Here is a 22,416-nt window from a genome sequence, read left to right as displayed (position 1 = left end):
ATAAGCGAACACTACTCAAGTTTCGCGGCCGGAGCAACAATAATTTGGCGTTCCATTACCAGAGATTTTGCGGTCACCTCATCGAGTTATGACCAAAGTGGGAGAAGCTTGGACTTCGCTTCCGAAGACCTTCCTTCTCGCGTCTTCACGATGCATTCGCTAGTTCGGACCGAAGAGTCGAGGGTAGCTCGCAGACTAGAGCAGAACCTACTTGGCGAGCGGCCTGGAAGATTCCGTCTATTTGTCGCTGCCGGTCGCATCCTGAGTAGAGGTCATGACCGAAGCAAGCTCCGCGCTCTCGATCGAAACCGCGGGATCGACGCCGAAGAGGCATCGGTGACGCGTTTTCAAGAAAACGCTTGCCCGATGCGATGGACCGCCCGTTGAATTGGCCTCACCCAGCGGCGGAGGGGATCGTCATGGGTTCTGATCTCAGTGGGAAATGTCAGCTGAGATTGGCTAACGCAAACGCCCCAATTTGGGAATCTTTGTCAATTATTTGCAAGTACGGGCCGGGATAGCGAGACGGATTTCGGCTCGGCATCGGCCAACTTCAACAAAATGTTGACGTCGGCCCCTGGAATAAAGTTTGGCACGACACTTGCATCATGGCAGGCAACTCAGACACCCCCGGGCTGAGAATCTGCTGCTATTACCACGAGAGATATTGGGTAATCAAGTGCCAATTAATCGCGACATATACCCAAATTTGAAATTACGCATGTATACGAGCGGCATCCGGCAGAACCGTCTTGCCAAGATGGTTGGGATCGATGAGGCCCACCTCAGCAAGATCGTTAACGGCTTCCGCGAGCCCAATCCAGATCTGCGCACGCAGATCGCAGAAATCCTCCATTGTGATCCCGAATGGCTCTTCCATAAGGTCCTGCTGACTGAAGAGAGCCCGGAATTCGACCATCAGACCTGGCCGCCGAACAAATAGATTCGACGCCCGAACCCCGTTTCCCTGCAGCTCTGCCTCATGCTTCTCTTTCTTCATCGTCAGTATCGAAATCTGGAATCAGCCCCTGGGACTGACATGGGCGAAGCCTATTCAAATACTGATTTAACACGAGAATACCTATGGACATCAGCTCTTCTTGGTTTGCGCTCCAAACCCGGTATCGCTACGAAGAACGCATCGCGACAGAACTCAAAGCCAAGGGCTTCGAGAGCTATCTCCCCACCATGCGCGAGATTCACCAGTGGAAGGACCGTAAGAAGGTTCTGGATGTTCCAGCATTCGGTGGCTATCTCTTTGCCCGCTTCGAACCCTCCCTGCAGAATCGGGTTCGCGTTCTGGAGACTGCCGGGGTGGTCAAGCTCCTCGGCAACCACGGACGGCCCGAGCCGGTCCCTGAGGGAGAGATCGAATCGCTGCGCCTTGCTCTCGAGAGCGGTGCGGAATGCGACCGGCACCCCTGTGTCGAAATCGGCACCCCGGTCAAAGTACGGCGAGGCATGCTGGCAGGCGTGCAGGGCCGTGTTATCCGCATCGCCAATCGGGTCAAGATTCTGGTCAACATAAGCTCGGTCTGCCAGGCCATCGCCGTAGAAGTACACCTGGATGACATCGATCTGCTGAACTCTTCCCCCGCCGAAGCCCCCTGCACCGTCAATTGACGACCATATTTACGAATTGATGGACGCTTTACTCCATTCCCCACTCGTAAAACCCAATCGCCTCTATCCCCAGAAAAGGGTTTGATTTCAATGGCAAGAACATCTCCGTCCAGAGTCGCAATCCTGGGTGTCCCGTTCCACAACGTCACCATGGACGAAACCATCGCATTGATCGACGAGAAGATCCGGGATCGCGGCTTCCACCAGATCGCGACCGCCAACGTCGACTTCCTCATCCACGCCATCCGCGATCCGGAGCTGCAGCAGATTTTATGCTCCTGCGATCTGGTCATTCCCGACGGCATGCCCATCCTTTGGGGCGCGCGGATGCTGGGAGCGGCATTGAAGCAGCGCGTGTGCGGAGTCGATCTCGTGCCTCGACTCGCCGAACTCTCGGCGCGGGAAGGACACAGCATTTTCATCCTGGGATCGAGCGAAAAGAACTCGGCCCGGGCAGCGGAGAATTTGAAGGAGCGCTATCCGGGAGTGCGCATCGCGGGCCGCTATTCGCCCCCGCTGGCTCCGCTCGAGCGCATGAATCATGAGGACATCCTGCGTCGCATCGAGCGGGCCCAGCCGGACATCCTGCTGGTGGCCATGGGAAATCCCAAACAGGAAAAGTGGCTGGCCATGCATCGCCACCGTCTCAACGTGCCGGTTTGCATCGGGGTGGGCGGCTCTATCGACTTCGTGGCCGGAGCGATAAACCGCGCGCCGGTGTGGATGCAATCGAGCGGTCTGGAGTGGCTCTATCGCCTGGCTCAGGAGCCGAAGCGCCTGTTGCAGCGCTACTTGGGCGACGCCGCGGGGTTTGCACGTTATATGCCGCAGCAGTTGATCGTGATGGCCATGCAGCCGAGAAACAAAACCAAGTCGGGGGTCTTCGCCGACCGGACAGGTAACACTTGTGTTGTATCTATCTATGGTGATCTCACCGGTAACATCATGGATGAGTTCAATTCCGTGACTAAAGAGGCAGTCGACTGCCAGATGAACCTGATCCTTAACCTCTCCCAGGCTCACTACATCGGGCCCGACGCTCTGGGCGCGCTCATTGCCATGGCTGCAAAGATTCGGGACACAGGCGGTCAATTCTGGCTGGCGGAGATGGCGCCGCACATCATGCGAGTCATCAACGGCTCCCGGCTGGCAGGCCTTTTCATGACCACCACCAGCGTTCAGGATGCTCTCCACCGGACAGACCGGGCCGAGCAGAGAATTCTCAATAACTCCTTAGCTGCGCATTCGATAGAGCATCCCATCGATAGCCCGGTGCAGGTCCGGGTTGAACTTTTGCAGGATGTTTGCCGAAAGGTAACAGCAGCGAACAGTTCGACCCCGTTCGACGCGGCAGAGACCAACCCGGGATACGCATACCAGAGTTCAATGAACTGATGCAATTTGGCACAGCTATGGCATGGAACGAACGTAATTCAGCAGTATTGAATTAAATAGTTCTATACTGAAGTTACTTTAGGCTTTTGCCATCCCCCCCAAGGCGACGCATCCCAGAATAAAACGCTCCATAGCGTTTGGTAGGCTTTCTAGTTCGCCCAAGACGATTCATGTTTCATGCAGCTCGTTTTCTACCTCGGGGTTGGTATACACATCGATGAACAACGCAATCTATATCAGTCTTGCTGTTGTGCTGGTCCTAGCGACTCTGCCTTTGGTGCTCGAACTGTTGATCGTTACCTCCGCCCTTTTCCTGCCTCGCCGCAAACCCCGCGGACTACAGACTCAACACATCGGCCGCCTCACCGTAATTGTGCCCGCGCACAATGAAGAGCTGCTTATCGCTCGCTGCGTCACCAGCCTGCGCGCTTCGGCGAACGACACGGCCAGAATTCTCGTCATCGCCCACAACTGCTCCGACAACACGGCAATCGCGGCCCAGACCGCCGGAGCCGAAGTCCTGGTCTTCGCCGATCCCAGCGCCAGCGGAAAAGGCCATGCCCTGCGCATGGGCTTTGCTGCCGCCATGAACGAAGGAGCGGACGCGGTCGTGATCGTCGATGCCGACTCGACGGTCTCGGCGAACTTTATCCCTATGGTGCGGGAGGCTCTGGGTGAGGGCTCGGATGTCGTCCAATGCCGGTATGAGATGAAGAGCGTGACCGACAAGGGTAATTCCGGCCTGGCCTCGCTCGCCTTCCGCGGTTTTACCTTCATTCGTCCTCTGGGCCGCGATCGCCTGGGACTGTCGGCGGGAATTCTTGGGAATGGCTTCGCCATATCGGCCCGGACCCTCCGAGAGGTTCCTTATGAAGCCTTTTCGGTGGTCGAGGACCTCGAGTATCACCTCCATCTGCTGCTCGCCAAAAGGCGGGTGAGGTTCATCGAAGACGCCGTGGTCTCTGCGGAGCTGCCGGTTTCGCGCTCCGGCGAAGTATCACAGCGCTCCCGCTGGGAAGGCGGCCGGATTCGGGTCGCCAAGATGTGGGCCCTGCCTCTGCTGAAGCAGATCCTGCGCGGACGCTTTTCTCTGATCGAACCGCTGCTCGATCTGGCCGGCCTGCCGCTGGCCTTTGGAGTATCGGCGCTCATTGCCGTTTCCCTGATTCCCCTGCCCGCGGTTCGCATCTATGGCCTGCTCTCGCTCGCCATTGTGTTTGCGCATGTACTGCTGGCGGCATGGGCCGGCCCGCATTTTTTCAGGACGCTGCGGTTGCTCGCATTGTCCCCGTTTTACATTCTTTGGAAGTTCCGGCTCGTTCCTAAATTGCTGCGCGCCTCGCAAGCTGAGGCCGCATGGATCAGAACCAGCCGCTGACGCAAGTAGTTCGGGACGCCGGCGGCTTTTAGCCGTACAGAGCAGTTGGCGTTAAACAAAATTACGAATAGGCCTCCCCGCTATGAAACAGCTTTTCGTGCATGTTCGAACATCGCTTTCTTATTTAGGATTCGCGCTCGCCCTGGCGGCATTTTCCGCTCATCAGGCGAGCGCTCAGGCGGCGCAGGCCGCTAACACCGCTCCGGCTATATCTTCCGATGGCTCCGCCACACCGGGCGCGGACGATCCTAAGCTCAAGCTGAGTCCGACCAAGGTCCTCGAGGCCTTCGAGCCTTCCGCGGATGCGGAATACGAGCTGGGCCCCGGTGACGAGATCAGCCTCGACGTGCCCGGCCATGCCGAGTTGACGGGAAAGCACACGGTCGGTCCGGATGGGCGCATCACTCTTCCCGTCGCCGGTACTGTCGAGCTGGCCAATAAATCCCGCCTCGGCGCCAGCCAAGCCATCAAAGATGCCCTGACCCCGTACTATACGGATGTCAGCGTGACCCTGAGCATCGACAAGTACGGCTCCAATCACGTGACCATCCTCGGCAATGTAAAGAATCCCGGAGTGCTCTATTTCGACAGCACGCCGACGCTGCTCGAGACCATCTCTCGCGGTGGTCTGTCCGCAAACACCACCTCGAAGGACGGCATCCCCGACCGCTGCATCATCTATCGCGGGAACGACCAGTCGGTGACCGTGGAGCTGCGCTCGCTGCTGCAAAACGGCAATGGGCTGGCGGATATGCGGCTGCGCCGCAACGATATCGTCTTCGTGCCGCCGCAGAAAAATGACTACGTCTCAGTCATGGGCGAGGTTAAGAATCCCGGCGCAGTGGCTTTGACCCCGGACCTGAGCCTGCATCTGGCGATCGCACAGGCCGGTGGCTTCACCGATTCGGCGAGCAAAAATATCACTCTCGTGTCCGGCGTAACCGGCAAGACCACCACCATCACCTATAAGCAGATGATGATGCCGAACGGCGACAAGGAGATCACCCTGCACCCCGGCGATATTATCGCGATCCCCAAGACCGGTTTCTCCAAGGCGACTACCGTGATTACCAAGCTCAGCCCGATTGCAACGATGCTCACGATCGGCGCACTTCTTCAATAGCGACTAATTTTCGCTGTTTTTAGACTTTCTGATTCGATAGCCGGCCTCCCCCGAGTCGGCGCAGCCAAAACAGGTACAAGGATCCCGACGGCATGTATATCACTCCGGTCAATCCCGCCGAACAACGCAGCGCTCCCGTAGCTCCTCAGCAGCCCCTCCGTCCTGCGACCCGAGGGCCGGTCGTGAAGTTCAATGTTATGCGCAGCCTGCAGCTGCACGCCGTCACTGCTGCGGTTGTCGCCCTGGTCGTGCTCGGCTTGGGACTTGCGTTTCTCTTGCGCGGCTCCGTCATGTATCAGACCGCCAGCATTGTCTATGTGTCGCCGACCTTCCCCGCCACCCTCCACTCGGAGCGGGAGCAGGAATACCCCTACGACTCCTACGTGCAGGAGCAGGTGCATGCGATCACCAACTACGACGTGATCGAAGATGCGATTCGCCATCTGCCGCCCGGAGTATGGGGGAATCCGGCAGCACCCGACCAATCCTCCGTCGAAAGACTGCAGCGATCCATCGAAGCAGAGCGCATCGGCACCACCTACCAGGTCGGAATCGTACTCGTGGGACCGCATCCGGAGCACCTCGCCGACGTCGTCAACGCAGTCACGGATTCCTTCCTCAGAAAAGCCAAGTCGCAGGAGTTTTACGGCCGCGACGAACGACTCGCTGCCCTGCGCCAGACGCGCGACAGTATCCAAAAAGAAAAGGATGCGAAGATTCAGCAGCTGGCGGATATCACGCGCTCCCTGGGAATGGCGTCGGTAAGCAGTTCGGTTATCAATCCGTTCGATAGCGAGCTGGGCAAGATGCGCGGCGATCTCAGCACCGCTCACGAGCAGAAAATCCAGGCCGAAGCGCAGTTGAGCGCCTTGCAGTCGGGAGATCCGTCGGCGCCGAACTCCGCCCTCAATGCAACCGCCGACGAGATCATCCAGACCGATCCCGGGCTCTCTGCGATGAAAGCGAATCTAGCGCAGAAGCGGGCGACGCTGCTGGAACAGCTTGCCGGCCTGACGCCAAATCACCCCTTGCGCAAGGAAACAGAAGCGCAGCTCGCCCAGATCGACACAGCCCTGCTCAACATGCAGAACGATCTGAGGAAGAAAGCGGCGACCCGTCTCGAGCAGAAGCTGCGCTCCGAGGTCAATCGCTCTTCCACCGTGGAGTCGAAGCTGCTCGGCGACATGCAGCAGGAGACCGGGGCCGCAGCTTCGGCTGGTCCCAAGCTGCAGAGCGCCCAGGAACTCAGCGCCGACATCACCCGGCTTGACGCCCGCTATACCGAAGTCGATACCCGCATCGGCGATCTGGAGCTGGAGAGCAGCTCTCCGGGCTCGGTTCACCTCTTTTCGCCCGCGCTGCCCCCGCTCAGCCCGATTCCCAGCAAGAAAAAGCAGCTGTTGCCGCTGTTATTGCCCATCTCTCTGCTTCTCGGAGTGATGGCTGCCGTGCTCGTAGATATGCTCGATCCGCATGTCTACAACTCCAGCGATGTAGAGGGGGTCCTCGGCTTCGCTCCAATCGGTATGCTGCTGAACGACGGTGACGTTACGCAGCGGGTCTTCGACGAGTGCATTCTGCGCCTCGCCGCGGGAATCGATCACTCGACCCGGGTTGCGGGTGCGCGCACCTTCGTCTTTACCGCAGTCGGTTCCGGAGCCGGCACCACCTCGATTGTCGAGAACCTGGGCAGCTCGCTCGCCCGGCTCGGCCGCAAGACGTTGACCATCGACGCCTCGGGAAACACGGCGCCCGTAGCTTACGTGACCATCGGCGCCAATGGCGCTACCCAACCGGCCGGTATGGAGAATGCTTCACCGGGCGGCCCCGGCCTCAATCTGCAGGCGTCCAGCGTCGTGACCGACATCCTGCCCACGCACGCTGCTCCTCTCTCCGGTTTCGTCGCCAAGGCCTTTCAGGAGCTGACCCGGGAATACGATATTGTCCTGATCGACGCCGCTCCGCTTCTGATCTCGGCCGAGACGGAGTATCTGGCTCGCTGTGCGGACGTCACGCTGCTGGTCGCAGAGGCAGGAAAGACCAGCCGCCACAAAATCAAGCGCACGGCGCGTCTGCTGGAACGCCTCGATGTCCAAGGCGCAGCAGCGGTGATCAACAAGGTCCGCCTGGTGCGGGTCGAAGAGAATCTCAAGCACGACCTGAAGGAATTCACGGCTCGCGAGAATGAAATGAACCTGCGCTGGCGTCCCCGCCAGCCGATGACCACTCCCACGGCGGCCGGAAACCCTTTCAGCCAGCCGGTCGAGGAGATGAGGACGGAAGAAACGGTCAGTTTCACCACCGAGGGGAACTGACCCTCTGCCCCTTTTGGGGGAGGTTCTTCTTGCTAACGCAAGATTAGGCTTTTAGCTTAGAGGGCTCTCTTCTTAACACCGCTCAACATTCCTTGAACCGCTCTCCTCGCGTTACTTTATGACAACCAGGTCCCAAGAAGACGACAAAAAACTCCCTGCAAGTGGCTTTTCTCAGCAGCAAACCAATGCTGCCACGGAGACCAGGCAGAGCGGAGCTATGTTGGAATCCGCGGTGGCCGGGGTATGGCAGGAGATGCTCGGACTGCCGTCGGTAGGCCGCGAAGATAACTTCTTCGATCTAGGCGGCACATCGCTTCTGGCCACTCGGTTACTCTCGAAGCTGAACCAGACCTTCGGCCGTAAACTTCCCGCTTCGACGGTCTTCGAATATACGACCGTTCGTTCCATGGCTGAATTCCTGGGCCGCGAGAATACTCCCCACATCGAAACGCTCGCCGCAGATACACCGCAAAAGAACGACAAGCGGGATGCCTCCAATGGAGTCGCCATCATCGGCATGACCGGACGCTTCCCGGGCGCCGATTCCGTCGAGCAATTTTGGAAGAATCTCTGCGACGGTGTGGAGTCGATCACCTTCTTCACACAGGATCAGCTGGAAACGACACCGCCATCTGCGGAGGCCGGCCAGCGTTATGTCGCGGCACGTCCCATCCTCGAGAATGCCTCGCTCTTCGACGCCAACTTTTTCGGCATCTATCCCAAGGAAGCCGAGCAGATGGATCCCCAGCACCGCGTCTTCCTGGAATGCGCATGGGAGGTGTTAGAGCGGGCCGGCTACGATCCGGCGCACACGAAAGACTCCGTAGGCGTCTTCGCCGGGTGCAGCATGAACACTTACTTCATGCACAACCTGGCGGGTAACCGGAGCTTTCTCGAAGACTTTACCGGCTCCTATCAGACCGGGTCCTACGTCACCATGCTGGGCAACGACAAGGACTTTCTGCCCACTCGCATCTCATACAAGCTGAATCTGCGCGGTCCCAGCATCGCGGTGCAAAGCGCCTGCTCGACCTCTCTGGTCGCCGTGAGCCAGGCATGCCAGAGTCTTCTCACCTTTGGCTGCGACATGGCTTTGGCCGGAGCAGTCTCGATCACTTTCCCGCAACAACGGGGTTATGTCGCGCAGGAAGGCGGGCTGGCTTCGCTCGACGGCCATTGCCGCCCTTTCGATCACCTGGCCAGTGGAACCGTCTTCGGTTCGGGCGCCGGGGTGGTTCTGCTCAAGCGGCTTGAGGATGCGGTCGCCGACGGCGACCAGGTGCTGGCGGTCATCCGCGGCTTCTCGATCAACAATGACGGCTCGGCGAAGGTGGGCTACACCGCGCCCGGCGTCGAAGGCCAGTCGGAAGTGATCGCCCGCGCGCAAAAGATGGCCGGCGTTCCGGCCGAGAGCATCACCTATCTTGAAGCCCACGGAACTGCGACGCCGCTGGGCGATCCCATCGAAGTCGCGGCCCTTACCAAGGCCTTTGCGCGTTCCACACAGGCCAAGCAGTTCTGCGCTATCGGGACCGCCAAGGCCAATGTCGGCCATCTGGATGTCGCCGCGGGCGCTGCCGGGCTGATCAAAACCGTGCTGCAGATGGAGAATCGATGGATTCCCAGGCTGCTGCACTATGAGCAGCCGAATCCACATCTCGATCTCGAGAACACGCCTTTCTTCATCGCCAAAGATGCGGGTAAGTGGGAGCCGAAAGATGCTCCGCTACGCGCCGGAGTGAGCGCCTTCGGCATCGGCGGCACCAACGCGCATCTCGTCGTCGAAGAAGCGCCGAAGCTTCCTGCTTCCGAAGCAGGCCGTCGCGATCAGCTCCTCGTCTGGTCGGCCAAGACGCCGACCGCGCTCGAGGCTTTGAGGAAAGATCTCGCCGATCATCTTGCTGCGCATCCCGATATCGATCTGGCCGACGCGGCGTATACCCTGCAGACCGGACGCAGCCGTCATCAATATCGCGCTGCGCTGGTAGTTGAGTCTGTTGAAGATGCCATTCAGAATCTAAAAGACGAGGGCAGCAAAAAGATTCTGCGCGAAGACCGCGCGACCACCAATCCTTCGGTGGTCTTCTGCTTTCCCGGCCAGGGCGTGCAAACCCTCTTCATGGGCCGCGAGCTTTACGAGACCGAGCCGGTCTTCCGGCGGGCACTCGAGGATTGCAATGCGAGGCTGCTGCCCCTGCTGGGCGAAAGCCTGATCGATCTTCTCTATCCGAAAGAAGACACGCCCGAAGCCGCTGCAAAGCTCAATGAAACCGAGCGGGCGCAGCCGGCTATCTTCTCCATCGAATATGCGCTGGCTCAGCTGTGGATGTCATGGGGGATCAAGCCCCAGGCCCTGGTCGGGCACAGTGTCGGCGAATATGTCGCCCTGTGTGTCGCGGGCGCATTCTCGCTCGATGATGCGCTGCGAATGATTGCTGTGCGCAGCCGCCTGATGCAGAAGATGCCGCGCGGCTCCATGCTCTCGGTGCGCGCGAATGAGGCCAAGGTCCTCGCGCTGCTCGACGGCACGCTCGACCTTGCAGCCGTCAATGGTCCCCAGCTGTGTGTCGTCTCAGGAGCCGACGACGCCATTGCCGCCTTCAGCGCGAAGCTCGACGCTGAAAGCATTGTTTATCGCAAGCTGGTAACCTCGCACGCCTTCCATAGCAGGATGGTGGAGGAGGCGCTGCCACCCTTCGCGGAGTTCGTACGCGGCATCCGCTTCAACGAGCCGCAGATTCCGGTCGTTTCAACGGTCACTGGACATTGGCTGACCGCTGTCGACATTGCCAAGCCCGAATACTGGACCCGGCAACTTCGCCAGACAGTCCGCTTCGCCGATGCCATCACCGAGCTGTCCGGCACTCCGGAGCGTATCTTCCTCGAAGTCGGGCCGTCGGAGACTTTAGTCCAGCTGATTCGCCAGACCATCGGACAAGTGTCAGGCAGCCAGGCGGCAGGCAAACAGCTATCGGCACATGTGGTCTTAGCTTCTCTGCCCTCCAGTCGCGAAGGACTCCGCGCCGATGCGGCAATTCAGAACGCGGTGGGGCGGCTTTGGGCTTCAGGAGCAGTCGTTGACTGGGCCACGTTTCACGAGGGCGCTCGCCGCAAGCGAGTGCTGCTGCCGACCTATCCCTTTGAACGAAAGAGATACTGGGTCGCACCGGTCCGCAGCACGCCGTCGCATCCTGCAATAAAGAGCGAGGGAGCAGAGAACGCGCAGACTCTCACGCTGGTTTCAGAAAGCAATCAGGCATCCCTGCTTCCTTCTACCGAGGTTTCTCCCATGGCCACCTTTGCCTCCCAGACTCCGAGCATGTTTGACGGGCTCAAATCGCTGATCGCCGACCTTTCCGGCGTCGAACTCAGCAATGCCGACAGCGGCGCATCGTTTCTCGAACTGGGCTTCGATTCGCTCTTCCTCACCCAGCTGACTCAGTCCATCCAATCGAAGTATCGGGTCAAGCTGACCTTCCGGCAGATCATGGAAAGCTACTCCACGCCGGATCTGTTAGTCGCGCATCTGGAAAATACGGTCGCTCCCGAGCTGCGTCCAACAGCCGCTCCACAGCCAGCCGCGTCTGCGGCGGCGACCATCTCAGCACCAGCCGCTGCAGCTCCGATTCTGCCTTCAGTCGCTGCCTCCGGTTCGGCTGCCTCCGGTTCGATGGAGGCGCTCTTCGCAGCGCAGGCGCAGGCGTTATCGCAGCTCTTTCAGCAGCAACTGGCCACGCTCTCCGGCCGTCCCGCTGAGGTTTCAGCGCCGGCAGCCGCGGTCATTGCGCCGGCACCCGCACCGGTTTCCGCGCTTCCCGTCAATCCCGCCCCTGCAACTCCAGCGGTAGTCGAAGAAGCTCCGGCCAAGCCTGTCTTCATTCCTTTCAAGCCGATTCAGCGCGGAGCAGACGCCGGCCTCAATGCGACGCAGCAGAATTATCTCGACGGCCTGATCCGGAAATACAATCAACGCACCCACAGCTCCAAGGAGTTCACCCAGGCGCATCGCTCGGTCTTTGCCGATGGCCGCGTGGTCTCAGGCTTCAACGCGCAGATCAAAGACCTGATCTATCCGCTGGTCGTCGACCGCGCCTCAGGCGCCTATCTCTGGGACAAAGACGGCAACCGCTATATCGACATCCTCAACGGCTTCGGCGCAATTCTTTACGGCCACTCCCCGCAATGGCTCACCGAGGCGTTGCGCAAGCAGCTTGAGGTAGGCTTCCCCATCGGTCCGCAGACCGAGCTGGCCGGCGAGTGCGCGGAGCTAATCCGCGACCTGACCGGTATGGAGCGGGTGGCCTTCTGCAATACGGGCTCCGAAGCAGTGATGGGAGCGATGCGTCTGGCCCGCACCGTGACCGGCCGCAACCTGGTCGTGGTCTTCTCCGGCGATTATCACGGCAGCTTCGACGAAGTGCTGGTGAAGGCAGTCGGAAAGCATCGCACCGTGCCCATCGCGCCCGGCATTCCGCGTGAGAGCGTGGCCAACATGCTGGTTCTCGACTACGGGACCGAGGAAAGCCTCGCCATCATCCGCCAGCGCGCCGATGAGATTGCCGCAGTCCTAGTTGAGCCGGTGCAGAGCCGCCATCCCGATCTTCGCCCGGTGGAGTTTCTGCACGAGGTTCGGCGCATCACCGCAAACCACGGCGCGGCGCTGATCTTCGACGAGGTTGTAACCGGATTTCGCACTCATCCCGGCGGCATGCAGGCGGTCTTTGGCATCAAGGCGGATCTTGCCACCTATGGCAAAGTCGTCGCAGGCGGCTTGCCGGTCGGCGTGCTCGCCGGCCGCCCGGAGTTCATGAACGCGCTGGACGGAGGCATGTGGCAGTACGGCGACGCCTCCTTCCCGGAAGCTGGCGTGACATTCTATGCCGGAACCTTCATGCGCCATCCTCTGGCCATGGCGGCGGTGCGCGCCTGCATGCACCATCTCAAAGATGCCGGTCCCGCGCTGCAGGAAGGCGTCGCCACCAAGACGGCGGCGCTGGTGCGTGACCTTCAAGGCATGTTCCGGGACTTCTCCCATCCTTCTACGATCGAAAGCTATTCGTCCTGGTTCTACCTCCCGGTTCCGAGCGAACCCTTTCTCGCACGGATGCTTCATTTCCATCTGCGCGAACAGGGTATTCACATTCAGGAAGGCTTCCCCTGCTTCCTCACCACTGCACATACGCAGGAAGACTTTGACTTTGTGCGCCAGGCTTTCCGTCACAGCCTGGAACAGATGCGGGAAGGCCAGGCTCTCCCTCTGCATGATGGCTCCGCGCAGGTCCAGTCTCAGGCCGCGCCCATACCGTCCACGGAAGCTCCATCTCAGGTTGGAGCGGAAACGACTGCCGTTCGAGTCGTCCCGATATCGGAAGAGCAGCGAGAGATTCTGCTGGGCACGCAACTCGGCCACGATGCCAACTGCGCCTTCAATGAATCGACCTCTCTGGTTCTAAGGGGAAATCTGAATGAGGCGGCATTGACGTCTGCTTTGCAGACTCTCCTTGACCGCCACGAGGCGCTTCGCCTTTCCATCGACATGGAACAGGAGGCGGCCCGGATCGAGCCCACGCTGTCTCTCGATCTGCAGCATGACGATCTGAGCCAGCTTCCCTCCGAAGATCAAGGGTCGCAACTGGCCGCAATCCTGGAGAATGAAGCCTCTACGCCCTTCGATCTGCGTCAGGTTCCGCTCTTCCGCGTGAGGCTGGTCAAGCTCTCGCCCGAGGAACATCATCTCGTCTTCACCGCTCACCACATCATCTTCGATGGATGGTCTACGAACGTCTTTTATGGCGAGTTGAGCCAGCTCTACAACGCGCATGCCGCAGGCCAGAGAGCGACTCTCGGCGACGCGCTGCGCTTCAGTGAGTTCTCCCAGCGATCGGCGAGTCCGAGCGGAGTGCAGGAGCAGAATTCCGCCGAAGAGTACTGGCTGAACCAGTTCAAGACCGTTCCTTCGCCGCTGCAGATTCCAACCGACAGGCCTCGGCCCGCATTGCGCACCAATCGCGGCACCAGCAAGCGTTTTGTGATTCCCGAAGAGATGGCGGCGGCGGTTCGCAAGGCGGGCGCGCGTCAGGGCAGCACGCTGTTCGCAACCATGCTGGCCTCGAGTGCTTTGCTGCTGCATCGCCTCACCGACCAGGACGACATCGTGCTCGGCATCCCCATGGCCGGACAGTCCAAGGTTGAAAATGGGAATTCCGTTATCGCCCACGGCGTCAACTTCCTGCCCATCCGCAGCCGCTTCGAGCCCGATCAGCCTTTCGCGCAGTTTGTGAAGAACACGCGCAGCACGCTGCTCGATGCCTACGACAACCAGGACTACACCTACGGAACTCTGCTGCGGAAGCTAAAGATTCCCCGCGACCCATCCCGCCTGCAGCTGATCGAATTCCAAGTCAACGTGGATCAGATGGGATCGGCGCTCGACTTCAACAGCCTCTCCGTCGATCTCTTCGGCAATCCGAAGACCTTCGTCAACATGGATGTGTTCTTCAACTTTGTCGATCGCGGCAAAGAGATCTGGCTGGAGTGCGACTTCAACACCGATCTCTTCGATGAAACGACGATCGAACGCTGGTTCGGGCACCTGAAGGCCATTCTGACGACTTTCTGCGAGAACCCGGCCCTGCCCAGCGCGGAAGTCTCCCTGATGAGTGCGGAGCAGCTGCGGGAAGTCCTGACGGTCTGGAACCAGACTGCCACGGAGTATCCACGCAACTCGTCACTACACCGCATCTTTGAGCAGCAGGTGCGGCTGACGCCCTCTGCCATCGCGGTCCTCAGCGATCAGCATCAGTTCACGTATGCCGAGTTGAACGAGAAGGCCAATCAACTGGCTCACTTCCTGCTTGGCTCCGGAGTGACGCCAGGCTCGCGTGTGGCTCTTTGCCTCAACCGCTCGGCGGAAGTGATCGTCAGCCTGATGGCCATTCTGAAGGCCGGGGCAGCCTACGTGCCGATCGATCCCAGTTATCCGGCTCCTCGTATCAAGTACCTGGTTGAAGATTGCGCCGCTCCGGTGCTGCTGACCAGCCGGACGCTGGCAGCGAAGCTGCCGGAACTTCAAACCACCATCGTTGCGCTCGATGCCGATTGGGCGTCCATCGCGATTGAAGACCCCGCGAATCTTTCCCACGACGGCAGCGCCGACGATCTGGCCTACGTGATGTACACCTCGGGATCGACCGGCAATCCCAAGGGCGTTCTGATTCCTCACCGCGCCGTCCTACGGCTGGTGCAAAACAACACCTTTGCCGACTTCAGCACCGATCAGGTCTTTCTGCAGCTCGCGCCACTCTCGTTCGATGCTTCCACCTTCGAGATCTGGGGAGCGTTACTGAACGGGGCACGGCTGGTGATCGCCGCTGGCGAGCGCATTACTCCCGAAGAGATCGGGCGGCAGGTCGCGCAGTACGGTGTGACCACGATATGGCTCACCGCTGCGCTCTTCCATCTGATCGTGACGGAGTACATCCAAGTCCTAAGTCCGTTGCGCCAGCTCCTGGCCGGCGGCGACTCTCTTTCGCTGACCCATGTCCGGCGGGTCTGCGAGGAACTGCCGCACGTGCGGCTCATCAACGGCTACGGTCCGACAGAAAACACCACCTTCACCTGCTGCCATCCGATTACGCTCGAGAGCACCGCGCAGGAGACCGTCCCGATCGGCCGCCCCATCGCAAATACGCGTGTATATCTTCTCGATGGCCGGCGCATGCCGCTTCCGGTGGGAGTGGCGGGCGAGCTTTACGCAGCGGGCGATGGTCTGGCTCTCGGATATCTCAATGCTGCCGAGCTGACTGAGCAGAAGTTCGTCACTCATACCTTCGCCAATGGCGTCACCGAGCGGCTGTACCGCACCGGCGACCTGGCGCGCTATCGCCCGGACGGGACCATCGAGTTCCTCGGCCGGATCGACACGCAGGTGAAGATTCGCGGCTACCGCATCGAACTGGGAGAGATTGAATACGCTCTTGAGCAGTCGCCTAAGGTGCGCTCGGCGGTAGTTGCGGTGCGTACCGATTGGGTTACTCCTAACGACAGCCCGGGTGACAAGCGCCTGGTGGCGTATGTAATTCCAGAGCAGAGTGGAGATACAGCCGCGCTGGTTCAGGAACTTCGCGATCATCTCCAGGCGCAGCTTCCCGAATACATGCGCCCGGCCGCGGTCATGGTTGTGGATAGCTTCCCGCGTACCTTGAATGGGAAAGTAGATCGCAGAGCGCTGCCGGCGCCGGTAGCCGAGCAGTTGATGAGGCAGCGGCCGGTAGTTTACGCGCGAAACCCCACCGAGGAGTTAATGGCCGGCATCTGGGAAAAGGTGCTGGGACTTAAAAATGTCAGCGTCGAAGATAGCATTTTCGAAGTTGGCGGCGATTCGCTGCTTATCTTCCGCATGACGACCATGGCCAATCAAGGTGGCTTGAAGGTTACTGCCCGGGACTTTTTTCAATACAAAACGATAGCCTCTATCTGCGAACATCTTGAGACGGGGGCCGAAGAGGAGACAGGCGGCAAACGGGCCGGCGCAATTCAGGCAATTCCCCGTTCGCAACGCCGCCAGAAACTAACCTCTCTCCAGTAGTTCGTCTGTCGAAGCTAGGGTAAGATTTACTTCAATCGATAAGGATCAGCTTTTGCAGGAAGTCGATATCAGTATCCAGAACAATGGAGATTTCTCTGTCTGCCAAGTTCCGAAGACAGATGAAGTATTCGTGTTTCCGGCCAGCCTCGAGCAACACCGCTACTGGATCCTCGATCAGGTGGCTGCTGAATCGACCGCGTCCAATATGGCCATCGCCTTCCGGCTGGAGGGCGAAGTCAACGACGCGCTGGTGGAGCAATCGATTTCCGAGCTCAGTCTTCGCCATGAGGCCTTGCGCACCACCTTCCGGATGGTGAAGGGCGAGCTGATGCAAGTTATCTCAGAAGAATCGAGCTACCATTTTTCGGTTGCCGATCTCAGCAGTTTTCCCGACAAAACTCGTCAGTCAAAAGCAGAAGACCTGATCCGCGAACATAGCCATGTGAAGATCGACCTGGCCAAGGGACCGCTATTTCTTGCGCGGCTCGTTCATCTGGACAGCCGGAATCACTTCCTGGCCCTCACCATTCATCACAGTGTCTGCGATGGTTGGTCGAATGGCATTCTGGTTCGCGACTTTGCCGCTTATTATTTCTCGCTGGCTAACCGAACGAGTTCTAATCTGGCCGAACTTCCCTTCCAGTTCGCCGACTTTACCGAGTGGCAAAAGGAATGGCTGGATACCGACGATGCGCGTAACGCGCTGACGTTCTGGAAGGAGCAGATCGGGCGCAACGTTCCTGCACTCGACCTTCCCTGCGACCGCCCGCGCACGGCGCGCAAAGACGGCCCCGGCGAAATCGAGTCGCAGCTCCTCTCGCCTGAGCTCAACGCGCGCATCAAAGCCTTCTGCCGAAGCAGCGAAGCCACCATGCACCAGGTGCTGCTTGCTGCCTTTGAGGCTCTTCTGTCGCGCTACACGGGCCAGACCGAATTCCTGCTGGGATCGAGCATTGCCAACCGCACCCAGCCGGGCATGGAGAACGTGGTCGGCCGTTTCGCCAATCCTCAGGTCATTCTTGCGAATGCGGATGGAAATCCGACCTTCCGCGAACTGCTGAGCCGGGTGATCGACTGGAGCAGCCGCGCCTACGCGCATCAGGATCTGCCCTTTTCACGCTTGATGGAGGAATTCCAGCTCGGCTCGACTGGAGCTTCCTCGCAGTTCCTGCAGGTTTACTTCGTCTATCAGCGGGCCTTCATGCAGCCGCAGCAGGCCGGCGAGAGCCTTAAGATTACGCCGCGGCCATCGGTCAGCGGCGGCGTCAACTTCGACATGCTGGTGAGCGTTGTCGAACGCGCGGAAGGCCCTCGCGTGCAGATCGAATACAACACTGACCTCTTCGATGCCCAGCGCATCCGCACTTTTATCGATCTGTACATCCGGGTCATCGATACGATCACCGGCAATGACGCGCTGAAAATCTCTGAACTGCCCTTGCTGTCCGCCCAAGAGCAGTCGGCGCTTTCCGATGCAGGCCGTGGTGAAGCATTCTCCCCTGCGCCTGCGCTGTCATTGGTCGAGGCATTCGATCAACATGCCTCGCAACTGGGCGAAGCCATCGCCATTGTCTCGGGTAAAGAGCGGACATCCTGGAAAGAGCTTCAACGCACCAGCCTCAAATTCGCCTCCACCCTGCAAACGATGGGCATTCAACGCGGACAGGCGGTGGCTGTGCGTCTGGAAGCGAATGCCGATGCGGCGGCAGCAGTTCTTGCCGTGCTTCGACTAGGCGCTGTCGTCATGCCTATCCCGGCAACGACCACCGCCGAAGAGTGGACTCGTATTCTTACCGAATTGCAGCCAGCCGCGGCCCTGGCCTCTGAGAATTTCGCCCCCACTGTCACCTCGGTCCTAAGCTTTAAAGCGCTCAAGAAGTCCGATTCGAAAGACCCCGGGGTCGCTGGTTCCTCAGCCACAGATAACGCGGCACAGATCCTTTCTCTGGATTCGCACGGACACTACAGGACCGCAGCGGTCTCGCACCGCGTCATCTTCGAGCAGTTTCAGGCGACGGCGGAGCGGTTGAAAATCCGCTCCGGCAGCAAAGTCTTGATATTCCCAGCAGAGACGGCCATTGATGCCTGGACCGACCTGCTGCTGCCGCTGACTAGCGGCGCTGGCATCATCTATTCAGACGAGAGGGACGCGGGCTTTCTGCAGCGGGTTCTCTCCAAGGAGCAGCCGGAAGTCGCCTTTGCCGCACCCAGCGAATGGCTCACGCTGTTGCTTTCCAACTGGCGCGCCGATGCCGGCCTGCAGATAGTCTGCCGCGGGGAACGATTGCCCGCAAATATATCTCAGCAGCTCGCACGCGCAGGATCTGCCTGGTCGCTGCTCTCTTCCGCCGCGGTGGGCGGACCCGTCGGCCTCACTCGTCTGGTAGAAAGCCGCACGCAGCAGTGGCCGCTTGCACCTCTTCCCGGCCAGCAGCTTGTCGTTCGAGATCAGTGGGGAAACCTCACGCCGGAGGGAGTGACCGGAGAACTCTGGCTCGGCCAGATCGAACCGGTTCGGACCGGTTATCTCGCGCGGTTTTCGTCGACAGCGGGATTCGAATTGATCGAAACGCCCGATCGCTCGGTTCGCATTGGCGGCTATCAGCTGCATCTGGGCGAGCTCGAAGACCGCCTGTTAGGTCATCCAGACGTGGTGAAAGCTAAAGCTTCCCTTCAGCATGGCCCCGACGGAACAGCCGAGCTCATCGCCTATATTGCCGGCGCTAAGGCCGATCCGCCGAACCGGAATGAAGTCAGCGCGTTTCTCCGCGCCAACGCTCCCGATCATCTTTCGCGCGCCGAGATCGTAGCCGTCCAGTCCATTCCCTGCCAGCTGGATGGCACTCCCAACCTTGCTTTGCTGCCGCGCCCCGACCGGACGCAGCCGACGCATGCCAGTTCAGGCGACGCGGCTCCTCCACGCGATGAGCTGGAAGCTAAACTGCTCGCCATCTGGGAAGAAGTTCTGGGCGTGCAGGGCATCGGAACGAAGACCAGCTTCTTCACCCTGGGCGGGTATTCGCTGCTCATCGTTCGCCTGTTCGCAAAGATCAACAAGGCGATGGGGAGATCGCTTCCCATCACCACCATCTTCAATGCTCCGACCATCGAGCAGCTGGCCGATATACTGCGCGGGCGTAAGGCCTATTCCGCGCTGGTCCCGGTGCAGGCGGGCGGAGACAAACCTCCCTTCTTCCTGGTTCACTCCTATCTGCTCTACGCAGGGCTGCCGTCGTCGCTCGGTCCGGACTATCCGTTCTACGGCCTGCGCGAACTCGACAACGAAGAAGAGATGAACATCGAAGCTCGGGTCACTTCCTATGTGAAGGCGATTCGCTCCGTACAGCCTCAGGGACCGTACTACCTGGGAGGATGGTGCGCGGCCGGTCCGCTTACCGTCGAGATGGCAAGGCAGCTGACCGAGTCTGGAGAGAAGGTCGCGCTCATCGTGCTCTTCGATTCCTGGCGTCCCGGTTATGCCGAAGAGCTTTCATCCCAACAGGCCAGCCGGAAGCGTGCCGCGTGGATGACCCGCAACCGGTGGAAGTACGCCTTCCATGCCCGCAAGCTTCGCAAGCTCTCGACCGGCGGCAAGGCCCAGTACGTGTGGAACGCCGTCATGCACAAATACAGAACGACGCGCGATGCTCTCTTTATCAAGCATTGGTCGACTGCCCGGTGGATGTCGAAGCAGTTCGGCTTCGCTCTGCCGCACTTTATGCACAACATCAGCCTGGACACCCTGAACTCGGTGGCCAATTACAAGGGAACGCCCTTTTCCTGCCGCATTACGCTGATGCGGGCGACCGATTCGCAACCGATCCCCGGGTCCGATATAGCCTGCGGATGGTCGCGGATTGCGACCGAAGGCGTGGAAGTTCTTTGGGCTCCGGGCAATCACGAAACAATGTTCAAAGAGCCGAACTTGAGCGTCGTAGGCAAGATGCTTTCCGAGCAGCTGGAAAAAGCTCAGCAAACGGCGTGAAGCCTGCCGCATTTTTCGTTCTCTCAAACACCATTGCTACCATTGATATCCAGAGGCTAGGTTCTTGGCTTCAGGGGGCTTTCGATCTGTACCCCGAACGGGTTATCGACCGGCGCTACCATGCCAATTCTAATTTCTGACAGAGATCGATTTCCCGCACTCTGCGGACGGGATTCCGAATTGATATCTCGAGACACCGTTCCTGGGCTATTTCCCTCTCCTGCTGCGCCCACGCTGAAAGTCCAGGAGGTTCATCTCTGGGCTCTGCCCTCGGGTACGAAAGAGATTGCCGACTACACCTCGCTGCTCAGCTCGATGGAGATGGACCGTGCCAAACGCTTTCGCTTTTCCGATCTCTCTCAAAGATTCGTCCTCGATCATGGACGCCTCCGGCTGCTGCTCGGAGCTTACCTGGAGATCGATCCGCGGAGCCTGGTCTTCGCGGAAAATGAGCAGGGCAAGCCGCGTGTCAGCTGGCCGGATTGCCGCCTGCGATTCAACATGTCGCACACGCGCGGGCTCACAATGATTGCCGTATGCCTTGACGCCGAGCTGGGCATCGATGTGGAGGAGCTTCGCGTGATCGAAGAGCGGGATGCAATCGCTGCCTCCCACTTCTCTCCGCTCGAGAGCCAGACCTTGCAGGCGCAGCCGGAAGAGGAACGCGATGCGGCGTTTCTACGCTGCTGGACACGCAAAGAGGCGTATATCAAAGCGCGCGGCGAGGGTCTTTCCCTGCCGCTCGATCAATTTGCGGTTACTCTGGCTGCCCACGATCACCCTGCGCTGCTGCATTGCGCGTGGGATGAGCGCGAGCCGCAGCGGTGGAGGATCGAGCATTTGCAGCCGACAGCAGCCCACGTCGGCGCATTGACCATTGGACAGGGCGACTGGTCCTTCCTGCATTTCACCTGGCCGGCAGGAAATCAGCCCCAGCAAGCTTTCGGAGACAGACTATGAGCACCGCCGTTGCAATGAATCACGCATCATCCAGAGCTGAATCCACTACCCGCTCCATCGAACGGCGCTCTGCCGCCGATCTGCCCTACGAGCGCTTCCTCAAGGAGTATCTCGAGCCGAATCGTCCAGTCATCATCTCCGGCGCCGCGCCGCAATGGAATGCGATGCGCACCTGGACCCCGGAGTTCTTCAAGAATCGCTTCGGATCGCTGACCGTCAACGTCTCTTACGAGACCAAGATGAAGATGTCCGAATTGATCGATGCCGTCCTGGCCTCGACGCCGGAGAAACCCGGTCCCTACCTCCATAAGGTCATTATTTATCGCGATATGCCGGAGCTGCTTGCCGATCTTTCTCCGGACAACGTTTATGCGTTCCCGCGCCGCTACGCCGGCTCTCTGATGCAGGAGCGCTTCCGTCGTCCGGATGGCTTCCTCAAGCTGCTCATCGGTGGAGCGGGCGGCAAGTTTCCGCTTATGCACTACGACACCGACAACTCGCACGCCATGATTACCGAGATCTACGGCGACAAGGAGTTCATCCTCTTCCCTCCGGAAGACACGCAGTACATGTACCCTTTTGCGAATTCCTCGCATACCTCGGAGATCGAAAACCCCGATCAGGCCGATATCGTAAAGTATCCGCTCTTCGCTAAGGCTACAAAGTATCGCGGAACGGTCTATCCCGGAGATTCGATTCTGATCCCTTCGGCGTGGTGGCATGCAGCGCGGGCTCTCAATCCATCCATCTCGGTCTGCACCAACATGATGTATCGCTCCAACTGGCCAGGGTTTGTGAACGAAGCCTGCGATCCGGTAGCGGGCGGGAGCAGTGTCAACAGGCTGCTGAAACGCGCCTATCTGAATGGCCTGGGTGCGGTTCTTACCACCTGCGAAGGCCTGCAAAAGGCGATGCCGCGAGGGCCTCTTTCGAGGAAACTGGCGGAGTTTGCACCGCGTTACCGCCAGCAGCTGCCCACAGAAGTGGATTACCCGAAGCATCGCCGTACAGCGGCGTCCCAATCCTAGGTCCGTCATTGGAGCCGATTCC

The 22,416-nt window shown here is 59.5% G+C and carries 10 protein-coding genes; all 10 read left to right on the top strand.

What is annotated here, in order from left to right:
• Positions 1 to 679: 679 nt before the first annotated feature.
• The 10 genes from XX99_RS03680 (at position 680) to XX99_RS03635 (ending at position 22,394) form a co-directional block, all read left to right on the top strand.
• The gene (locus tag XX99_RS03680) at positions 680 to 943 is read left to right on the top strand and encodes a helix-turn-helix domain-containing protein (protein ID WP_269430950.1); all 264 of its coding nucleotides are present in this window, start codon (positions 680 to 682) and stop codon (positions 941 to 943) included.
• Between the two features lie 140 nt (positions 944 to 1,083).
• The gene (locus tag XX99_RS03675) at positions 1,084 to 1,623 is read left to right on the top strand and encodes a UpxY family transcription antiterminator (protein ID WP_050057986.1); all 540 of its coding nucleotides are present in this window, start codon (positions 1,084 to 1,086) and stop codon (positions 1,621 to 1,623) included.
• Between the two features lie 90 nt (positions 1,624 to 1,713).
• Positions 1,714 to 3,018 (top strand): WecB/TagA/CpsF family glycosyltransferase, encoded by a 1,305-nt coding sequence (locus XX99_RS03670; RefSeq protein WP_082125212.1) that lies wholly within the window; start codon positions 1,714 to 1,716, stop codon positions 3,016 to 3,018.
• 217 nt (positions 3,019 to 3,235) lie between these two features.
• Positions 3,236 to 4,396: a glycosyltransferase family 2 protein gene (locus XX99_RS03665; RefSeq protein WP_050057984.1), complete on the top strand. Its 1,161-nt coding sequence runs from the start codon at positions 3,236 to 3,238 to the stop codon at positions 4,394 to 4,396.
• Between the two features lie 82 nt (positions 4,397 to 4,478).
• Positions 4,479 to 5,519 (top strand): polysaccharide biosynthesis/export family protein, encoded by a 1,041-nt coding sequence (locus XX99_RS03660; protein WP_050057983.1) that lies wholly within the window; start codon positions 4,479 to 4,481, stop codon positions 5,517 to 5,519.
• A 92-nt stretch (positions 5,520 to 5,611) separates the two neighbouring features.
• The gene (locus tag XX99_RS03655; RefSeq protein ID WP_050057982.1) at positions 5,612 to 7,834 is read left to right on the top strand and encodes a GumC family protein; all 2,223 of its coding nucleotides are present in this window, start codon (positions 5,612 to 5,614) and stop codon (positions 7,832 to 7,834) included.
• 217 nt (positions 7,835 to 8,051) lie between these two features.
• Positions 8,052 to 16,421 carry a hybrid non-ribosomal peptide synthetase/type I polyketide synthase gene (locus XX99_RS03650; protein ID WP_050057981.1) on the top strand — a complete coding sequence of 2,790 codons (8,370 nt, stop codon included), beginning with the start codon at positions 8,052 to 8,054 and terminating at the stop codon, positions 16,419 to 16,421.
• Positions 16,422 to 16,473: 52 nt separating this feature from the next.
• Positions 16,474 to 20,406: a condensation domain-containing protein gene (locus XX99_RS03645; RefSeq protein WP_050057980.1), complete on the top strand. Its 3,933-nt coding sequence runs from the start codon at positions 16,474 to 16,476 to the stop codon at positions 20,404 to 20,406.
• Between the two features lie 180 nt (positions 20,407 to 20,586).
• Complete coding sequence (locus tag XX99_RS03640; RefSeq protein ID WP_050057979.1) at positions 20,587 to 21,366, top strand: 4'-phosphopantetheinyl transferase family protein; 780 nt, start codon at positions 20,587 to 20,589, stop codon at positions 21,364 to 21,366.
• Entirely contained in the window at positions 21,363 to 22,394 is a 1,032-nt protein-coding gene (locus tag XX99_RS03635) for a cupin-like domain-containing protein (RefSeq protein ID WP_050057978.1), read from the top strand. Before XX99_RS03640 ends, XX99_RS03635 begins: the two co-directional genes overlap by 4 nt.
• Positions 22,395 to 22,416: the final 22 nt, after the last annotated feature.

It is taken from the genome of Silvibacterium bohemicum, assembly GCF_001006305.1.
GTDB lineage: Bacteria > Acidobacteriota > Terriglobia > Terriglobales > Acidobacteriaceae > Silvibacterium > Silvibacterium bohemicum.
Note: the sequence above shows the minus strand (reverse complement) of the source record. Positions and strands in the feature narration are given on the sequence as shown.